16 protein-coding genes are annotated in these 17122 nt (G+C 66.7%); 4 read left to right on the plus strand and 12 right to left on the minus strand.

Features of this window, described 5'->3' with window-relative positions:
* Positions 1–142: 142 nt before the first annotated feature.
* Together guaB and CJ014_RS16300 are read right to left on the minus strand one after the other, a co-directional pair.
* The gene (gene guaB, locus CJ014_RS16295) at positions 143–1648 is read right to left on the minus strand and encodes an IMP dehydrogenase (RefSeq protein ID WP_100081545.1); all 1506 of its coding nucleotides are present in this window, start codon (positions 1646–1648) and stop codon (positions 143–145) included.
* Positions 1649–1883: 235 nt separating this feature from the next.
* Positions 1884–2612 (minus strand): HAD family hydrolase, encoded by a 729-nt coding sequence (locus CJ014_RS16300; protein ID WP_100081546.1) that lies wholly within the window; start codon positions 2610–2612, stop codon positions 1884–1886.
* An 87-nt stretch (positions 2613–2699) separates the two neighbouring features.
* Between CJ014_RS16300 and CJ014_RS16305 the strand changes: the two genes are divergently transcribed.
* Together CJ014_RS16305 and mazG are read left to right on the plus strand one after the other, a co-directional pair.
* Positions 2700–3410: an HAD family hydrolase gene (locus CJ014_RS16305; protein WP_100081547.1), complete on the plus strand. Its 711-nt coding sequence runs from the start codon at positions 2700–2702 to the stop codon at positions 3408–3410.
* A 94-nt stretch (positions 3411–3504) separates the two neighbouring features.
* Entirely contained in the window at positions 3505–4341 is an 837-nt protein-coding gene (mazG, locus tag CJ014_RS16310; RefSeq protein WP_100081548.1) for a nucleoside triphosphate pyrophosphohydrolase, read from the plus strand.
* 143 nt (positions 4342–4484) lie between these two features.
* Here mazG and CJ014_RS16315 read toward each other — a convergent pair whose 3' ends face one another.
* The 5 genes from CJ014_RS16315 to CJ014_RS16335 all read right to left on the minus strand — a co-directional run bounded on the left by CJ014_RS16315 (position 4485) and on the right by CJ014_RS16335 (position 7602).
* On the minus strand, positions 4485–4640 hold the full coding sequence (locus CJ014_RS16315) for a DUF3563 family protein (RefSeq protein ID WP_100081549.1): 156 nt from the start codon (positions 4638–4640) through the stop codon (positions 4485–4487).
* 473 nt (positions 4641–5113) lie between these two features.
* Positions 5114–5269: a DUF3563 family protein gene (locus tag CJ014_RS16320; protein WP_100081550.1), complete on the minus strand. Its 156-nt coding sequence runs from the start codon at positions 5267–5269 to the stop codon at positions 5114–5116.
* Between the two features lie 310 nt (positions 5270–5579).
* Complete coding sequence (locus tag CJ014_RS16325) at positions 5580–5741, minus strand: DUF3563 domain-containing protein (protein ID WP_100081551.1); 162 nt, start codon at positions 5739–5741, stop codon at positions 5580–5582.
* Positions 5742–5986: 245 nt separating this feature from the next.
* Positions 5987–6814 carry an MBL fold metallo-hydrolase gene (locus tag CJ014_RS16330; RefSeq protein WP_100081552.1) on the minus strand — a complete coding sequence of 276 codons (828 nt, stop codon included), beginning with the start codon at positions 6812–6814 and terminating at the stop codon, positions 5987–5989.
* Positions 6811–7602, minus strand: a complete 792-nt coding sequence (locus tag CJ014_RS16335) for a TatD family hydrolase (protein WP_100081553.1) — start codon at positions 7600–7602, stop codon at positions 6811–6813. The genes CJ014_RS16330 and CJ014_RS16335 overlap by 4 nt, the downstream gene beginning before the upstream one ends.
* A 326-nt stretch (positions 7603–7928) precedes the next feature.
* Between CJ014_RS16335 and recG the strand changes: the two genes are divergently transcribed.
* Entirely contained in the window at positions 7929–10040 is a 2112-nt protein-coding gene (recG, locus tag CJ014_RS16340; protein WP_100081554.1) for an ATP-dependent DNA helicase RecG, read from the plus strand.
* A gap of 10 nt (positions 10041–10050) precedes the next feature.
* Here the strand turns inward: recG and pcaQ are convergent, their stop codons facing one another.
* Positions 10051–11040 carry a pca operon transcription factor PcaQ gene (gene pcaQ / locus CJ014_RS16345; RefSeq protein WP_342588561.1) on the minus strand — a complete coding sequence of 330 codons (990 nt, stop codon included), beginning with the start codon at positions 11038–11040 and terminating at the stop codon, positions 10051–10053.
* An 86-nt stretch (positions 11041–11126) separates the two neighbouring features.
* Between pcaQ and CJ014_RS16350 the strand changes: the two genes are divergently transcribed.
* On the plus strand, positions 11127–11786 hold the full coding sequence (locus CJ014_RS16350) for a DsbA family oxidoreductase (protein ID WP_100081556.1): 660 nt from the start codon (positions 11127–11129) through the stop codon (positions 11784–11786).
* A gap of 54 nt (positions 11787–11840) precedes the next feature.
* Here CJ014_RS16350 and glpX read toward each other — a convergent pair whose 3' ends face one another.
* The 4 genes from glpX to CJ014_RS16370 form a co-directional block, all read right to left on the minus strand.
* On the minus strand, positions 11841–12827 hold the full coding sequence (glpX, locus tag CJ014_RS16355; protein WP_100081557.1) for a class II fructose-bisphosphatase: 987 nt from the start codon (positions 12825–12827) through the stop codon (positions 11841–11843).
* Positions 12828–13155: 328 nt separating this feature from the next.
* Positions 13156–14472 (minus strand): homoserine dehydrogenase, encoded by a 1317-nt coding sequence (locus CJ014_RS16360; RefSeq protein ID WP_100081558.1) that lies wholly within the window; start codon positions 14470–14472, stop codon positions 13156–13158.
* Positions 14473–14517: 45 nt separating this feature from the next.
* On the minus strand, positions 14518–15747 hold the full coding sequence (locus CJ014_RS16365) for an LL-diaminopimelate aminotransferase (RefSeq protein WP_100081559.1): 1230 nt from the start codon (positions 15745–15747) through the stop codon (positions 14518–14520).
* Positions 15748–15919: 172 nt separating this feature from the next.
* Entirely contained in the window at positions 15920–16660 is a 741-nt protein-coding gene (locus CJ014_RS16370; RefSeq protein ID WP_100081560.1) for a cytochrome c biogenesis CcdA family protein, read from the minus strand.
* Positions 16661–17122: the final 462 nt, after the last annotated feature.

Here is a 17122-nt window from a genome sequence, read left to right on the forward strand (position 1 = left end):
GGGGAGAGGGCACCGAGGGGTTTCCTGTCAGAACCTATCGGCCTGAGGTTCGCTCCGTTCAGCTCGACGAGCCCTCTCCCCCCTTGTGGGGGAGAGTTGGAGAGAGGGGTGAGGCCGAAGGCCTCTATCGACCGAACGACCTTTACGCCGCGCCGGGATAGTTCGGGCTCTCGCGGGTGATGGTCACGTCGTGGGCGTGGCTCTCGCGCATGCCGGCCGAGGAGATGCGCACGAACCGGCCGTTCTCCTGCAGGTCGGGGATGGTCTTCGCCCCGACGTAGCCCATGGCGGCGCGGATGCCGCCCACCAACTGGTGGACGACCGAGCCGAGCGGCCCCTTGTAGGGCACCTGCCCCTCGATACCCTCGGGCACCAGCTTCAACTGGTCGCGCACTTCCGCCTGGAAATAGCGGTCGGCCGAACCGCGCGACATGGCGCCCACCGAGCCCATGCCGCGGTAGCTCTTGTAGCTGCGGCCCTGGTAGAGATAGACCTCGCCGGGGCTCTCGTCGGTGCCGGCCAAGAGCGAGCCGATCATGCAGGCGGTGGCGCCGGCCGCCAGCGCCTTGGCGCAGTCGCCGGAGAAGCGGATGCCGCCGTCGGCGATCACCGGCACGCCGGCGTCGCGGGCGGCGGAGACGCCCTCCATGATGGCGGTGAGCTGCGGCACGCCGACACCGGCGACGATACGGGTGGTGCAGATCGAGCCCGGGCCGATACCGACCTTGACGGCGTCGGCGCCGGCATCGATCAGCGCCTTGGTGCCGTCGGCGGTCGCCACGTTGCCGGCGATGACCTGCACGTGGTTGGACAGCTTCTTCACCTTGGTGACGGCCTGCAGCACATACTCGGAATGGCCGTGAGCGGTGTCGACCACCAGCACGTCGACGCCAGCGTCGATCAGCGCCTGCGAGCGCTCGTGTCCCTTGTCGCCAACGGTGGTGGCGGCGGCGACGCGCAGGCGCCCCTGGTCGTCCTTGGCGGCGTTGGGGTTGAGCTGCGCCTTCTCGATGTCCTTGACGGTGATCAGGCCGACGCACTGATAGGCCGAATCCACCACCAGGAGCTTCTCGATGCGGTGCTGGTGCAAGAGGCGCTTGGCCTCGTCCTGGCTGACGCCCTCGCGCACCGTGACGAGGTTTTCCCGCGTCATCAGTTCGTAGACCCGCTGGGCGGGGTCGGAGGCGAAGCGGACGTCGCGGTTGGTCAGGATGCCGACGAGACGCCCGTGGGTGCGGCCGCCGTCGCCGGCGTTCTCCACCACCGGAATGCCGGAGATGTTGTGCGCCTTCATCAGGTCGAGCGCGTCCTTCAGCGTCGCCTCGGGGCCGATCACCACCGGGTTGACCACCATGCCGCTTTCGAACTTCTTCACCTGCCGCACGTGCTCGGCCTGCGTCTCGACGTCGAGGTTGCGATGGATGACGCCGATGCCGCCGGCCTGCGCCATGGCGATGGCGAGACGGGACTCGGTCACCGTGTCCATGGCCGACGACAGCAGCGGGATGTTCAGTTCGATCGAACGGGTAAGACGGGTGCGGACGTCGGTATCGGCCGGCAGCACTTCCGAATGGCCGGGCATCAGCAGCACGTCGTCGAAGGTCAGCGCGAGATCGCCACCGGCGGAAGGAACGAAGAATGAGGCCATGACCAACTCCTTGGGCTCGCGGGCGACGAAATGAAAATACGCCTGTCCGACATCGCGTTCCGCGACTCGGGGCAAGCACTCATCACCGAATGAAGTTGGCGGTGGTCTCTACCACGAGCGCGCCGTTTGGCAAAGGCAAAAGCGCGACTTTGGTATACTTACGCGAAACCGCTGAGGACCGGCTCGCAAAGGACCGGCCGTGAAAGGCAACGGAAATGACGTGCCGCCATCAGCCTCACCGCTCGAGGCCGTCGTCGCTTCCGTTAATCCTTTCAATGATTTCCGCGACCTTCCGGATATGCTGCTCGATGAACAGGCGCGGATGGTCGACCGGCTCGTCGACGTGCTCGTAGCTCCAGGTCAGGTCGTGCGGAATATGGACGGCGAAGGCGCCGGCCGCGAGCGCCGGCAGGATGTCGGAGCGCAGCGAATTGCCGACCATCAGCCCCTTCTCCGGCCCATCGCCGCGAGCGGCGAACACGCGGGCATAGGTGGCGGACGACTTGTCGGAGACGATCTCGACGGCGTGGAACAGCTCGCCGAGGCCGGACGCGGCGAGCTTGCGTTCCTGGTCGAACAGATCGCCCTTGGTGATCAGGATCAGCGGATAGCGTCCGGACAGCGCTTCCAGCGTCTCGCGCACCTCCGGCAGCAGCTCCACCGGATGGTTCAGCATCTCCCGCCCCATGGCCAGCACGCCGGCCATCACCGACGGAGCCAGCCGGCCGGCGCTCACCTCCAGCGCCGTCTCCATCATCGACAGCACGAAGCCCTTGATGCCGAAGCCGTAGACGGGAATGTTGCGCTTCTCGACGGCGAACAGCCGGCCCGACAACGTCGCCCGGTCGCCGAAATCGGTCAGGAGATCAAGGAAGCGTCCTTCCGTATCGCGAAAGAACTGCTCATTCTGCCAAAGCGTGTCGTCGGCGTCGAAGCCGAGGGCCGTGACTTTCGCCTGCACCATGTGTCCGCTCTCCGACGGGTCCCGATTGCCGAAGCGCAGCGCCCCGATTATGGGAAAACCGTCCGCGATTATCCGTAAGGACCCGATATGCCGATTCGAGCTGTCCTGTTCGACAAGGACGGGACCCTTCTTGACTATCACCTCACCTGGGGACCGATCAACGTCGCCGCCGCCGACATCGCCGCGGCCGGCGACCGCGTGCTGGCCGACCGCCTGCTGGCCCTCGGCGGCATGGACCGGACGAGCATGATCACCCGGCCCGGCAGCCTGCTGGCGGCCGCCCATACCATCGAGATCGCCGCCGCCTGGGTCAAGGCCGGCAGCCCGCTCCCCCTCGACGACCTTTCCTGCCGGCTCGATGCCCTGTTCACCGCCTCGGCCACCGGCTCGGTGCCGATCGGCGACCTCGACGCCTGCTTCTCGGCCCTGCGGGCGGCGGGCCTGACGCTCGGCATCGCCTCGTCGGACAACGAGGCATCCATCCGCCTGATGCTGGATCACCTCGGCCTCGCCCATCACATGAGTTTCGTCACCGGCTATGACAGCGGCCACGGCGTGAAGCCCGGCCCCGGCATGGCCCTCGCCTTCGCCGCGGCGCTCGGCCTCCGGCCGTCGGAAATCGCCGTCGTCGGCGACAACAGCCACGACATCGACATGGGCCGCAGCGCCGGCGCCGGCCTGGTCATCGGCGTGCTGAGCGGCACCGGCGACGCGGCGACGCTGGCGCCGATTGCCGACGCCTGCCTCGCCGACATCGGCGAACTCCCGGCTTTCCTGGCGCCTTATCTCGCTGGCTGATCGGCAATGTTGCCTCGAGTTTGGCGTTGACTCGGGCGGCCGCCCGCGCCAAGTCTCGCCCCGCCCTTCCCTGATCGCTGTGGAGTCTTCCGCCATGCAGCCCGGCCGCGACATATCCGTCCTGATCGACATCATGGCCCGGCTGCGCGATCCCGAGAGCGGCTGCGCCTGGGACGTTCAGCAAACCTTCGAGACCATCGCCCCCTACACCATCGAGGAAGCCTACGAGGTGGCCGAGGCGATCGCCCGTGGCGACCGGCACGATATCTGCGACGAACTGGGCGACCTGTTGCTGCAGGTGGTGTTCCACGCCCGCATGGCCGAGGAGGAAGGCGCCTTCGCCTTCCCCGACGTGGTGGAAGCGGTAACGCGCAAGATGATTCGCCGGCACCCGCACGTGTTCGGGCCGGCGGAGGCGCGCACGCCGCATCTCGTGAAAGGGCTGTGGGAGAAGATCAAGGCCGAGGAGAAGGCCGAGAAGGCGGCGCGCCACGGCGGCGAAGAAATCCCGCCGGGCCTGCTGGACGCCGTGTCGGTGGCCATGCCGCCGATGCTGAGGGCGGTGAAGCTGCAGCAGAAGGCCGGAACGGTCGGCTTCGATTGGAACGATCCGCGCGCCGTGCTCGCCAAGATCCGCGAGGAGCTCGACGAACTGGAGGCGGAGATGGACCGCGCCGATAGCGGGAAGCTGGAGAGGGCCGAGGCGCGGGCCGCCATCGAGGCCGAACTCGGCGACGTGCTGTTCGCTCTCGCCAATCTCGGCCGCCATCTCGACATCGATCCGGAGGCGGCGGTGCGGGCGACCAACGAGAAATTCAGGAAGCGCTTTTCCTATATCGAGCGGAAGCTCGGGGAGACCGGGCGCCGGCCGCAAGACGCCACGCTGGAGGAGATGGAAGCGCTCTGGCAGCAAGCCAAGACCGAAGGCTGACGGTCCGGCGATCTTCAAAAGAGAAACCCGGCGCGATGGCCGGGTTTCACAGTCCTCTCGGGGCCGGACCGTCTTCGAGCCTGCGGCTCGTGGTCCGGGGTAGCTGGCGCGAGATCCCGATGACGGGATCGATGTGGCGACGGTCAGAAGCCGGCATTGCGGAACATCCCACGGTCGACGGCGCGCTGGCGGTACTCGAGGTCGATACGATCGGTGGCCTCGTTGAGGTAGGCGAGCTCACGTTCGGCGGCGGTGGCGGGGCGAAGGGCGCGAGCGGCCTTGCGAAGCTGGGTGAACATTTTATCTTCCTTTCGATCCACGAACCGCCGGTTTTTCTTCAGGACCCAGCGATCCGTTCCTCTGTCCTGACGCTCATGAAGATAATGCATTCTGTTCTTTGGACCAGATCGAATGTTGCATGACGCGCATGCATCCTGCGAATTGGTCTCAACAGATTTTCTTTTGGTGGCTTTCAGAGAAACTTCGCTCCACTTCGCCGCCCCGAAAACAACTTAAGGAGTGGTTAACGCGGGCCGCGCGATGCCAGAGCGGCCTATTTCCACGAGCGCCCTGCGCGGAGCGACACTTGGCGACAGCCGGCGCCGGAGACGACAAAAGCGCCCGGGCGGTCAAGCCAGTCGGGCGCTCGTCGGCAGGTCAGGAAATCCGATTTCGGAACAGCCCGGCCCTGGGGTTCGCCGGATTCCGTTCTTCCATCCTCGCCGGCACCAAGCGCGCCAGCGACTTTCTCGTTTCTCGTCAGGGTGTTGGATCAGAGACCGAGGTTCCGGTTGCGGCGGAACAGGCCACGGTCGACTTCCCGCTGGCGAAGCTCGAGGTCGATGCGGTCACCAGCCTCGTTCAGATAGGCCGCCTCGCGTTCGGAGGCGCTGACGGAACGGAAGGCCTTCTTCAGGTTGGCAAACATAGCTGCATCCTTTCTCTGGGTGCCGCCGGGATCATCATTGTTCCGGCGTTCGTTTCTTGCTCTTACGAGCCTAAACATAGCTATTTATGCTGATCGTACCAGCGCATATACCGCAAGGCCGCCATGCGCCATACGAGAACCGACTTGAAGAATAACTATAGCCGATCTTCAGATAAACTTTCGATATCGCAAGCAATGAATCCGGACGATCAAGATATGAAAAAAGCGCCCCGGCCTTTCGGACCATGGAGCGCTTGCCTGTCACGCCATCCCGGTTTCAGCCGGCCTGTCGGGGCCGGCCGGCCTCGGCTCAAAGGCCGAAGGGGCCGCGCCGGAACAGGCCGCGGTCGATTTCGCGCTGGCGGTATTCGAGCTCGATGCGGTCGCCGGCAGCGCTCAGGTACTGCAGCTCACGCTCCTCGGTGGTGGGAACATGCAGAGCGCGGGCGACCTTCTTCAGCGGACCAAACATGGCTTCACTTCTTTCAACGATACGGATCGGCTAGGATCTGGCGTTCCCGAAAGAGTTACCGACCTCATTGCCTTGCCACTCATATATACTTTCGTCGCAGTGGCACCAAGGTCAGCCGCGCAAGCCAGCCATGCGAAAAGCCCGGAATCGCGACATTATTTCTTCATGAGCTTTTCAGGCAAATTTAAACGCGCGGCAAAAGCATGGCGAAAAAGCCAAGTTTCCGCAACGTCGCCATATTTGCCTCAGCCGGCCGGTTCGACCACCGCGCCGTCCTCGATCACCATGCCGTCGAAGGACGGCACCACCCCGGCCGGCAGGTCGGCGGCCAGCGTGCGATAATCGAGGTCGTGATGCATATGGGTGAGGACGATGAGCCGGGCGCCGGCCCGGTGGCCGGCCTCGATCGCCTGGTCGACCGAGAAATGGCTGACATGCGGCCGGTAGCGCAGCGCGTCGACGACGAACACGTCGACCCCCTCGATCAGCGGCCAGCTTTCCGCCGGAACGGCGCTGACGTCGGAGGAATAGGCGAGCCCGCCGAAGCGATAGCCGAGGCTATGGATATCCCCGTGCATCTGCACATAGGGAACGACCTCGATCGGCCCGCCCTTGCCCTCGATGGTGAAGGCCACGCCGGCGTCGACCCGGTGTTCGGCGACGATCGGCGGATAGCCGGATCCCAGCGGCGTCTCGAAGCAGTAGCCGAAGGCTTCCTTGAGCCGGGCGGCCGTCTCCTCGTCGGCATAGACCGGCACGCGGTGACCGCTGTTGTGGAAAAATTGCCGCAGTTCGTCGATGCCGTGAATATGGTCGGCATGCGAGTGGGTGTAGAGCACCGCGTCGGCCTCGCCGACGCCCGCCCGCAGCACCTGCTCGCGGAAATCCGGGCCGGAGTCGACGATGATGCGGGTGATGCCGCCATCCTCGCCGATCCGCTCGACCATCAGCGACGACCTGAGGCGGCGGTTGCGCGGCTCGTTGGGATCGCAGGCGCCCCAGTCGTTGCCGATGCGCGGCACGCCGGGCGAGGCGCCGCAGCCGAGGATGGTGAAGCGCATCCGTCCGGTCATGGCGTCACCGCCTCGCGCGGCACCTTGGCGAACAGCCGGGCGAAATTGGCCGTCGTCGTCGCCGCCATCTCCTCCGGGGCGACGCCCTTCACCTCGGCCAGCACCTTCGCCGTATGCGCCACATACGCCGGCTCGTTGCGCTTTCCCCGCCAGGGCAGCGGCGCCAGATAGGGCGCGTCGGTCTCGACCAGCAGGCGATCCATCGGCACGTCGCGGGCAATGGCCCTGAGTTCGTCCGAGCGCTTGAAGGTCAGGATGCCGGAGAAGGAGACGAAGGCGCCGAGCGCCGTCGCCCGCTCCATCAATTCGCGGCCCGACGAAAAGCAATGCAGCAGGATCGGAAAGGCACCCTTGCCGGTTTCCTCTTCCAGGATGGCGATCATGTCGGCGTCGGCGTCGCGCGAATGGATGCAGACCGGCAGGCCGGTCATCCGCGCCGCGGCGATATGCCGGCGGAAAACCTCGGCCTGCACGTCGCGCGGCGACGAATCGTAGAAATAGTCGAGTCCCGCCTCGCCGATGCCGATCACCTTGGGATGGGCGGCGAGGTCCACCAGCTCCTCAACGGCAACGTCCGCCTCCTTCTCCGCTTCGTGTGGATGGGTGCCGACCGTGCAGTAGACCTGGCTGTGCGCCTCGGCAATCGCCCGCACCTTGCCGAAATCGCGGACGCGCGTGCCGATCGTCACCATCAACCGCACGTCGGCCGCCGCCGCCCGGGCGATCAGCGCATCCGTCTCGCCGGCGAAATCGGGAAAATCGAGGTGGCAGTGGCTATCGACGATCATTGTATCTGAACGCAAAAAGACGAGGGAACATTCCGACATAGCCGCTCGCGTCCCTGCTGTCGAGCAGCGGTGACCGGCGGGCTGGTGCGCGCGACGCGCCGGTCGTCACAAAACTCTCACCTGCGGCAACTATAAAACCTGCGGTCGCGGCACCCATTCCGCCGCTCAACCGTCCATTTGACCCCATGACGTTTCAGAGCCGTCGGCTATTTCGCCGGCCCGATTTTCCGGACGCCCTCGGGCGTCCGTTTTTTTGGCGCCAGCGAGCCGGTAGATTATCCGAAAAGTCTGCAACTTTTCGGGCGGATGCCATAACATCCCGCGCCATGCGTCCCGATCTTCTCAATCCGCTGTTCCAGCCGCTCACCTCGCTTCCCGGCGTCGGCCCGCGCACGGCGCCCAAGCTCGAAAAGCTGGTCGGCCCCGGCGGCGAGACGGCCCGCGGCGCGGTGGTGCTCGACCTCCTGTTCCACATTCCGACCGGCCTCGTCGACCGGAGCCATGAGGCGCTGATCGAAGCGGCCCCGGAGGGGGCGATCGTCACGCTGCGCGTCCACGTCGACCGTCACCGCCCGACGCCGCCGCAGTCGCGGGCGCCCTATCGCATCATCGTTCACGACGACAGCGGCGAGCTCGCCGTCACCTATTTCCGCGCCGACAAGGGCTGGCTCGAAAAGCTCTACCCGCCAGGGGAAACGGTGCTGATCTCCGGCCGCATCGAGCGGTTCAACGGCGCGCCGCAGATGAGCCACCCCGATCACGTGGTGCCGGAGGCCGAGGCCGACAAGCTGCCGCGCCTCGAGCCGGTCTATCCGATGACCGAGGGCGTCAATGGCCGGCTGATCGCCCGGCTCGCCGAGGCGGCGCTCGCCCGCCTGCCGGCGCTGCCGGAGTGGCTCGACGACGCGCATCGCCGCCGCGAGAACTGGCCGTCCTTCGCCGAGGCCTTGTGGCACCTTCACAAGCCGGAGGAGCCGGAGGCACCCGACCAGCCGGGCCCGGCGCTCACCCGCCTCGCCTATGACGAGCTGCTCGCCAACCAGTTGGCGCTCGCCCTCGTCAGGCGGCAGCTCAAGGGCGTGGCGAGCCGGCCGCGCCTGCCGACCGGCGATATCGCCCGCCGCCTCAGCGCCGCCCTGCCCTTCCGCCTCACGGCATCTCAGGAGGCGGCGATCGCCGACGCCGTCGCCGACCTCTCGGCGCCCTCGCGCATGGTGCGGCTCATCCAGGGCGATGTCGGCTCGGGAAAGACCATGGTGGCCCTGTTCGCGGCGGCGGCGGCCGTCGAGGCCGGCGGCCAGGTGGCGGTGATGGCGCCCACCGAACTGCTCGCCCGCCAGCACGCCCGTTCCATGGCGACTCTCGCCGAGGCGTCGGGCCTGCGGCTCGCCCTGCTGACCGGCGCCGACAAAACAAAGGGCAAGCGCGAAACGCTGGACCGCATCGCCGCCGGCGAGGTGGATATCGTCGTCGGCACCCATGCGCTGTTTCAGTCGAGCGTCGAATTCCGCAACCTGACGCTGGCGGTCGTCGACGAGCAGCACCGCTTCGGCGTTCACCAGCGGCTGGCGCTGTCGGCCAAGGGCGCGACCACCGACCTGCTGGTCATGACGGCGACGCCGATCCCGCGCACGCTGATGCTGGCCTATTTCGGCGACATGGACGTCTCCCGCCTCACCGAGAAGCCGGCCGGCCGCAAGCCGATCGCCACCGTCACCGTGCCGCAGGAGCGCATCGGCGAGATCGTCGGCCGCATCGGCTCGGCCATCCGCCTGGAAGGCGCCAAGGTCTACTGGGTGTGCCCGCTGGTCGAGGAAAGCGAAAGCGTCGACCTCGCCGCCGCCGAGGAGCGCCACGCCGACCTCCGCCAGCATTTCGGCGACGACGTGGCGCTCGTCCACGGCCGCATGAGGGCGGCCGAGAAGGACGCCGCCATGGCCCGCTTCAAGGCCGGCGAGGCGCATATCCTGGTGGCCACCACGGTGATCGAGGTCGGCGTCGACGTGCCGGACGCCACCATCATGGTCATCGAGCATGCCGAGCGCTTCGGCCTTGCCCAGTTGCACCAGTTGCGCGGCCGGGTCGGGCGCGGCGACAAGTCGTCGGCCTGCGTGCTGCTCTACAAGGGGCCGCTCGGCGAGACGGCCAAGGCGCGATTGAACGTGATGCGCGACACCGAGGACGGCTTCCGCATCGCCGAGGAGGACCTGAAGCTCCGGGGCGGCGGCGAGCTGCTCGGCACCCGCCAGAGCGGCCTGCCCGGCTTCCGCTTCGTGCGCGCCGAGCATCACGGCGCCCTGATGGAAACGGCGCGCGACGACGCCGCATTGCTGCTCGCCCGCGACGCCGGCCTCGCCGGCCCGCGCGGCGAAGCGTTAAGGCTGCTGCTCTATCTGTTCGGCCGCGACGAGGCGGTGCGGCTGATCCGGGCCGGCTGATCGAGCAGGATCAACGCTCGCCCTCGGCCCGCACCTCGCCCGCCACCTCGCGGATGGCCGCCATCATCAGCTCGGCGCCCAGCGTCAGGGGCGCGCCGGACCGGACGATCAACCCCAGCGGCCCGAAGGTATCGGAGGTGTCGACCGGCAGCTCGCGCAGCGTGCCGGCGGCGATATCGCCGACCACCTCGCCGTAGTGGGCGATCCAGATGGCGTCGGTCGTGGTGGCAAACGCCCGGCCGAACACGGTCGACACCGTGTCGATGCGCCGGAGCTGCGGCCCCACCGCGAGGCGGATCAACAGCTCGACGGCATGGTCGTGGATGATCGAGCCGGACGGCGGCACCAGCACGACATAGTCGGACAGGCGCCCGAGCCCCGCTCCCTGGGCAAACAGCGGATGCTCCCGCCGGGCCACCACCGCCACCCGCTCGCTGTAGAGATGCTCGAAGGCAAGGCCGACCATGCTGGCGGGCGAGCCCATGCGTCCCAGCGCGAAGTCGAGCTCGCCGGCCCGCAGTTGATTGAGAATGGCGACGTTGTCGGCGGTTATGATTTGCGGCGTCGTTCCGACGCTGCTGCCGAGGAAACGCGTGACCGCCTCCGGCAGGACACGCGACGACGCCGAGGCCAACGCCCCCACCCGGACGATCGACGCGCCCTGCTTCAGCGCCAGCTCGACCGATTCCACCCCCTGGCGCAACGCGGCGATCGAGGCGCCGGCAAAGCGGAGAAACACCTCGCCGTAATAGGACAGAACCACGGACCGGTGGCTGCGGTCGAACAGCTCGACGCCGAGAATTTCCTCGAGTTCCCGGATGGTCTTGGACACCGCCGGCTGGCTGATGGACAGCGACACCGCCGCCTTGCCGATGCTTTTCAGGCGGGCGACTTCCACGAAGGAACTCAGATGCCTATGTTTGATGCGGTTCTCGATCACGTCGGGCCCTCTATAACCGGCCGTTATGTAACGAGGCTCACCCCTCCCCCGCCATGACACATTGGTCGAGTCCGTGTCCGCCCGCGTCCGTAATTGGTGGTAGGATGGCCGAACTGCCAACCGAGGCCATCATCCGAGGAGTCCCCATGCAGAAACCCAAGCTCCACCTCGACGTCATCGTCGATGTCGTCTGCCCCTGGTGCTTCCTCGGCAAGCGCCGGCTCGACGCGGCGATCGCCGACCTCGACGATCTCGACATCGAGGTCCGCTACCGGCCGTTCCAGCTCGATCCGACCATCCCCGAGGAGGGCATCGATCGCGAGGAGTATATCATCGGCAAGTTCGGCAGCGCCGATGCGCTGGACGAGGCGCACGCCCGCCTGTTCGGCCTGGGCGCCGACGTCGGCATCACCTATGCCTTCGATCTCATCGAGAAGACGCCCAACACGCTCGACGCCCATCGCCTCGTCCGCTGGGCGGCGGCGGAAGGCCTGGGCGACCCCATGCTGGAGCGCCTGTTCTCGCTGTTCTTCGAAGAAGGCGCCGACCTCACGAATGCCGAGACGCTGGTCGCCGCCGCCGAGGAGGTCGGCCTCGACGGCGACGAGGTGACCGTGAAGCTCGAGGACGGCGTGGACCTCGACGCGGTGAAGGCCGACATCGCCCATGCCGGCCGCATCGGCATCACCGGCGTGCCGACGGTGATCGTCGAGAACAGGTTCGCCATCTCCGGCGCCCAGACGTCGGAGGTGCTGGTCGACGCCCTGCGCCGGATCGCCGCGGAACTCGACGCGACGGAAGGCTGAAACGGCGAAGGGGCGCCCCGGCCAGAGCGCCCCTTTCCTGCGATCGCAGCGTTTTCAGATCGCATCGAGCTTGGCGCGGTCGATATGCTCGGCCTTGATGCGGCGGACCGTGCCGGTCCACGAGCGCATCACCACCGTGTCGGTGATGATCTTGCCGCCCTTGAAGCGCACGCCGTCGAGCAGGTTGCCCTTGGTGACGCCGGTGGCGGCGAACAGCACGTCGCCCTGCGCCATCTCTTCCATGGTGTACTTCTTGGTAACGTCGGCGATGCCCATGCGGCGGGCGCGCTCGATCTGCTCCGGCCGGTTGATCATCAGCCGGCCCTGCATCTGGCCGCCGAGGCAGCGCAATGCCGCCGCCGCCAGCACGCCCTCCGGCGCGCCGCCGACGCCGAGATAGATGTCGATGCTGGTCTCGTCGGGATCGGTGGTCTGGATGACGCCGGCGATATCGCCGTCGCCGATCAGGCGAATGGAGGCGCCGAGCCCGCGCACCTCGTCGATCAGCCGGGCGTGGCGCGGCCGGTCGAGGATGCAGGCGGTGATCGCCGACACCGGCACGCCCTTGGCCTTGGCCAGCGCGCGGATGTTGTCGGTCGGCGTCGCGTCGAGATCGACCAGGCCGGCGGGAAAGCCCGGGCCGATGGCGATCTTGTCCATGTAGACGTCCGGCGCGTTCAGAAGGCCGCCCTGCTCGGCGATGGCGATGCAGGCCAGCGAATTGGTCTGGTTCTTGGCGCACATCGTGGTGCCTTCGAGCGGATCGACGGCGATGTCGACGCGCGGGCCTTTGCCGGTGCCGACTTCCTCGCCGATGTAGAGCATCGGCGCCTCGTCGCGCTCGCCCTCGCCGATCATGATCGTGCCGTGAACCGGCAACTGGTTGAGTTCGGAGCGCATGGCGTCCACCGCCGCCTGATCGGCGGCGTGCTCGTCGCCATGGCCCCGCTGACGGGCGGCGGCCATGGCCGTGCGTTCGGTAACCCGAACAACCTCCAGGGTTAGAATACGATCGAGAGAATTGGAGAATTTTTGCGACATGAAGCAACCCGCGGTTCGGACAGCCGACCGAATTCGTCGCCGCGGCTGGTGGAGGTCTTGGGGCCGCTTGCGAACGGGGAGGGAAACCCGGTCGGTACTTTAGCGAGGTAGGAAGAACCGACGATAGAGGTCAATGCGCCATAGGACGCAATACGGATGTTCCGTCGGCGGATTAACCATACCGCCCCATCGCAGGGCCACGATACTTGGCGAAATACCGCCATTTATCGGCATTAACCAACCTTCCGGCCACCAGACATGCAAAAAGTCGATAGCAGCATTCCGGTAGCAGGGCCTGGAAATGAAACCAGGCCCGACAGGGCTATTTCTACAGGCTTTCGATGCGGATCAGCGTCGGCTTCTCGGCGATGTGGCCGGCCGCCTCGATGGCCGCGAGCGCCGCGCGAATTTCCGTCTCGCGCGTGGCGTAGGTGATGAGCACCACCGGCTGCGGCGCGCCGGTGTGACCGGCCCCATCGTCGTCGGCCGAGCGGCGATGCTGGACGATGGACTCGAGCGAGATGTCGCGATCGGCCATGCTCTTGGCGATGCCGGCGAAGGCGCCGGGCCGGTCGTAGACGGAAAGGCGCACGTAGTAGCCGCCCTTGTGCGCCTGGATCTCGGCCTTCTGGTAGGGCATGAGCTCGTTGACCGGCAGGCCGAACACCGGTGTCCGGTGGCCGCGCGCCGCGTCGACGATGTCGGCGATCACCGACGAGGCCGTGGCGCTGCCGCCGGCGCCGGGGCCGACCAGCACCACCTCGCCGAGCGCATCGCCGTCGAAGGCGACGGCGTTGAGCACGCCGGAGGTCTGCGCCACCACCGACTTCTTCGGCACCATGGCCGGATTGACCCGCGCCTCGATGCCGCTGTCGGTGCGGCGGGCGACGCCCAGCAGCTTGATGCGATAGCCCAGCTCCTCGGCCGCCTTGATGTCGTCGAGCGAGATCGACGTGATGCCTTCGACGTAGATGGCGTCGGCGTCGATTTCGGTGCCGAAGGCAAGGCTGGTCAGGATGGCGAGCTTGTGGGCCGTGTCGAAGCCGCCGACGTCGAAGGTCGGGTCGGCCTCGGCGTAACCGAGCCGCTGCGCCTCGGCGAGACAGGTCTCGAAGGACAGGTGCTCCTTCTCCATCCGGGTCAGGATGTAGTTGCACGTGCCGTTGAGGATGCCGACGATGCCGTTGACAGTATTGCCGGCCAGGCTTTCCTTCAGCGTCTTGATGACGGGAATGCCGCCGGCCACCGCCGCCTCGAAGCCGATCGAGAGACCGGCCTCCTCGGCGAGCCGGGCGAGCTCGACGCCATGCCGGGCGAGCAGCGCCTTGTTGGCGGTGATCACCGGCTTGCCGGCGGCAATCGCCGCGCGCACCACATTCTCGGCGGCGCCGGACGCGCCGCCGATCAGTTCGATCACCACGTCGACGTTCGGATCGGCGACCATGGCCGCCGGATCGTCGTACCAGGCAAACCCGCCGACGTTGATGCCCCGATCGCGGTTGCGGTTCCGCGCCGATACGGCCGTAATCGTCACCGGCCGCCCTGCCCTCAGCGTCAGCGAGCTGAGATTGGACTGGACGATGCGAACGACGGACGCGCCGACGGTCCCGAGACCGGCGATGCCAAGGCGAAGCGGCTTACCCATGGTACTTTTCGAAACCCTCTGTCTGGTGGCACAACGATGCGCGGCTCAGCGGCTCCGGCCGGCCGGCGCGTAGTTATGCATGGTTTCGTCGGCCGTGTCGAAGAATCGACGCAGCCCGCGTGCCGCCTGCCGGATGCGCTGCTCGTTCTCCACCAAGGCGATGCGGACATAGTCGTCGCCCTGCTCGCCGAAGCCGACGCCGGGCGCGATCGCCACTTCCGCCTTCTCGATCAAGAGCTTGGAGAATTCCAGGCTGCCGAGCGACTTGAACCGCTCCGGCAGGGGCGCCCAGGCGAACATCGAGGCGCGCGGCACCGGAATCTCCCAGCCGGCCCGGCCGAAGCTCTCCACCATGACGTCGCGGCGGCGCTTGTAGGTCTGCCGCACCTCCTCGATATGCGCATCGGCATCCGGATCGTTGAGGGCGGCCGTCGCCGCCACCTGGATCGGCGTGAAGGCGCCGTAGTCGAGGTAGGATTTGACGCGCGACAGCGCGGCGATCAGCCGCTCGTTGCCCACGGCGAAGCCCATGCGCCAGCCGGCCATGGAGAAGGTCTTGGACATCGAGGTGAACTCGACGCAGACGTCCATGGCGCCCGGCGCCTGCAGCACCGACGGCGGCGGCACGCCGTCGAAATAGATTTCCGAGTAGGCGAGGTCGGAGAGCACGAATACCTCGTGCTTGCGGGCGAAGGCCACCACGTCCTTGTAGAAGTCGAGCTCGACCACCTCGGCCGTCGGGTTGGACGGGTAGCAGAGCACCAGGGCGAGCGGCTTCGGGATGGAGTGCATCACCGCTCGCTCGAGCGAATGGAAGAACTCCGGCCCCGGCGTCACCGGCACCGAGCGGATGACGCCGCCGACCATCAGGAAGCCGAAGGCGTGGATCGGATAGGACGGATTGGGGCAGAGGATGACGTCGCCGGGCGCGGTGATCGCCTGCGCCATGTTGGCGAAGCCTTCCTTGGAGCCCAGCGTCGCCACGATCTGCGTGTCGGGGTTGAGCTTCACGCCGAAGCGGCGGGCGTAATAGCCGGCCTGCGCCTTGCGCAGGCCGTTGATGCCGCGCGAGGCCGAATAGCCGTGCGTATCGGGCCGCTGCACCGTTTCGATCAGCTTGTCGACAACGTGGCGCGCCGTGGGCAGATCGGGATTGCCCATGCCGAGGTCGACAATATCGGCGCCCGAAGCTCGCGCGGCAGCCTTGAGCCGGTTGACCTGCTCGAAGACATACGGCGGGAGGCGCTTGATCTTGTGGAACTCGTTGTTGCTCATGGGGTTGACCTCGGTATGGTCGTGGAAGCCGGCGGTTTTCGCCCCGCGCCGGCAGGCGGGTCTGTGCTTCTAGATCAATTCCGGGCGGAGGGGAAAGTGGCTTTTGGCCGGTCACCGACCGATCTCGCCAAAAAGCCGCCGCTGTGGCCGCCCTGCCCGGCCCGCCACGGTTTCAGCCGATGGTGGAGAGAGCCGGGAAGTTTTCCAGAAGCCAGAACGACGCGCGCTGCATGCCGCCTGACAGGAACAGCGCGCCGGTAATCACCAGCACGCCACCCATAGCTCGCTCGACCAGGGGAAAATGGCGGCGGAAACGGCGCATGAACAGCACGAAACGGGCCGCGAAAAGCGCGGCGATCAGGAAGGGAACGCCCAGTCCCAGGGAATAGACGGCGAGGAGCAGCGCGCCGTCGCCGACGGTGTCGCGGCTGCCGGCCACCGACAGGATGGTGGCGAGCACCGGACCGATGCAGGGCGTCCAGCCGAAGGCAAAGGCGAGGCCGAGCAGGAAGGCGCCGCTGAGGCCCGCCTTGACGCGGAAGTCGTGGAAGCGGGCCTCGCGATAGAACAGCGCCACGCGGAACAGCCCGAGAAAATGCAGCCCCATCACGATGATGAAGGCACCGGCCACCATTCCGAGAATTTCCGACCACTGCCGCAGAAGCTGGCCGAACACCGACGCCGTGGCGCCGAGCGCCACGAAGACGCAGGTGAAGCCGAGGATGAAGGACAGCGCCACCTCGGCGGCGCGCCGCTTGGCGGCGAGACGGCTCATCTCCTCGCCGGTCAGTTCCTCGATCGACGCGCCGGTCAGGAAGCCGAGATAGGGCGGAACGAGCGGCAGCACGCAGGGGCTCACGAAGGAGAGCAATCCGGCGCCGAAGGCTGCGATCAGGGTTACGTTCGCGTCCATATGGCCTCAACAAGGCAAGGCCACGACTGATACTCGATTTCCGTGGGGCATGCGAGGCAGGTTTTCTTTCCCACCATCAATTCACCGCGAAAGGTCTTCCCCCCTTTCCCACGCCACGACATGGGTCATCCTGAGTCGAGCGCCGAGCCGTCCTGCCGGATGCCGCTCGAAGGGAAGATCGACCGATCACCAACTCGCCCCGTCTGTCGTGCCCGCTGCTCCGCCTAGATCGCGAAGGTTCCACAGGTGGAAATCATACACTTTCGATTGAACTCGCGGATATTTCCCAGGTTATCCGTCCCGACAACCGCTGATATAACCACCCGCCGGCGGAGAAGTGGCAGCGGAGTTGCTTTGCTGCGCCAAGCAGCGTTTTTTCATCATATTGGCGACGATCCATTACTGCATGGCGCCGGGTTAACTGTTGTCTAGCAATCTTCGCATATATTGGTCAGCGGGATT

Source organism: Pleomorphomonas carboxyditropha, from assembly GCF_002770725.1.
Taxonomy (GTDB): Bacteria; Pseudomonadota; Alphaproteobacteria; order Rhizobiales; family Pleomorphomonadaceae; genus Pleomorphomonas; species Pleomorphomonas carboxyditropha.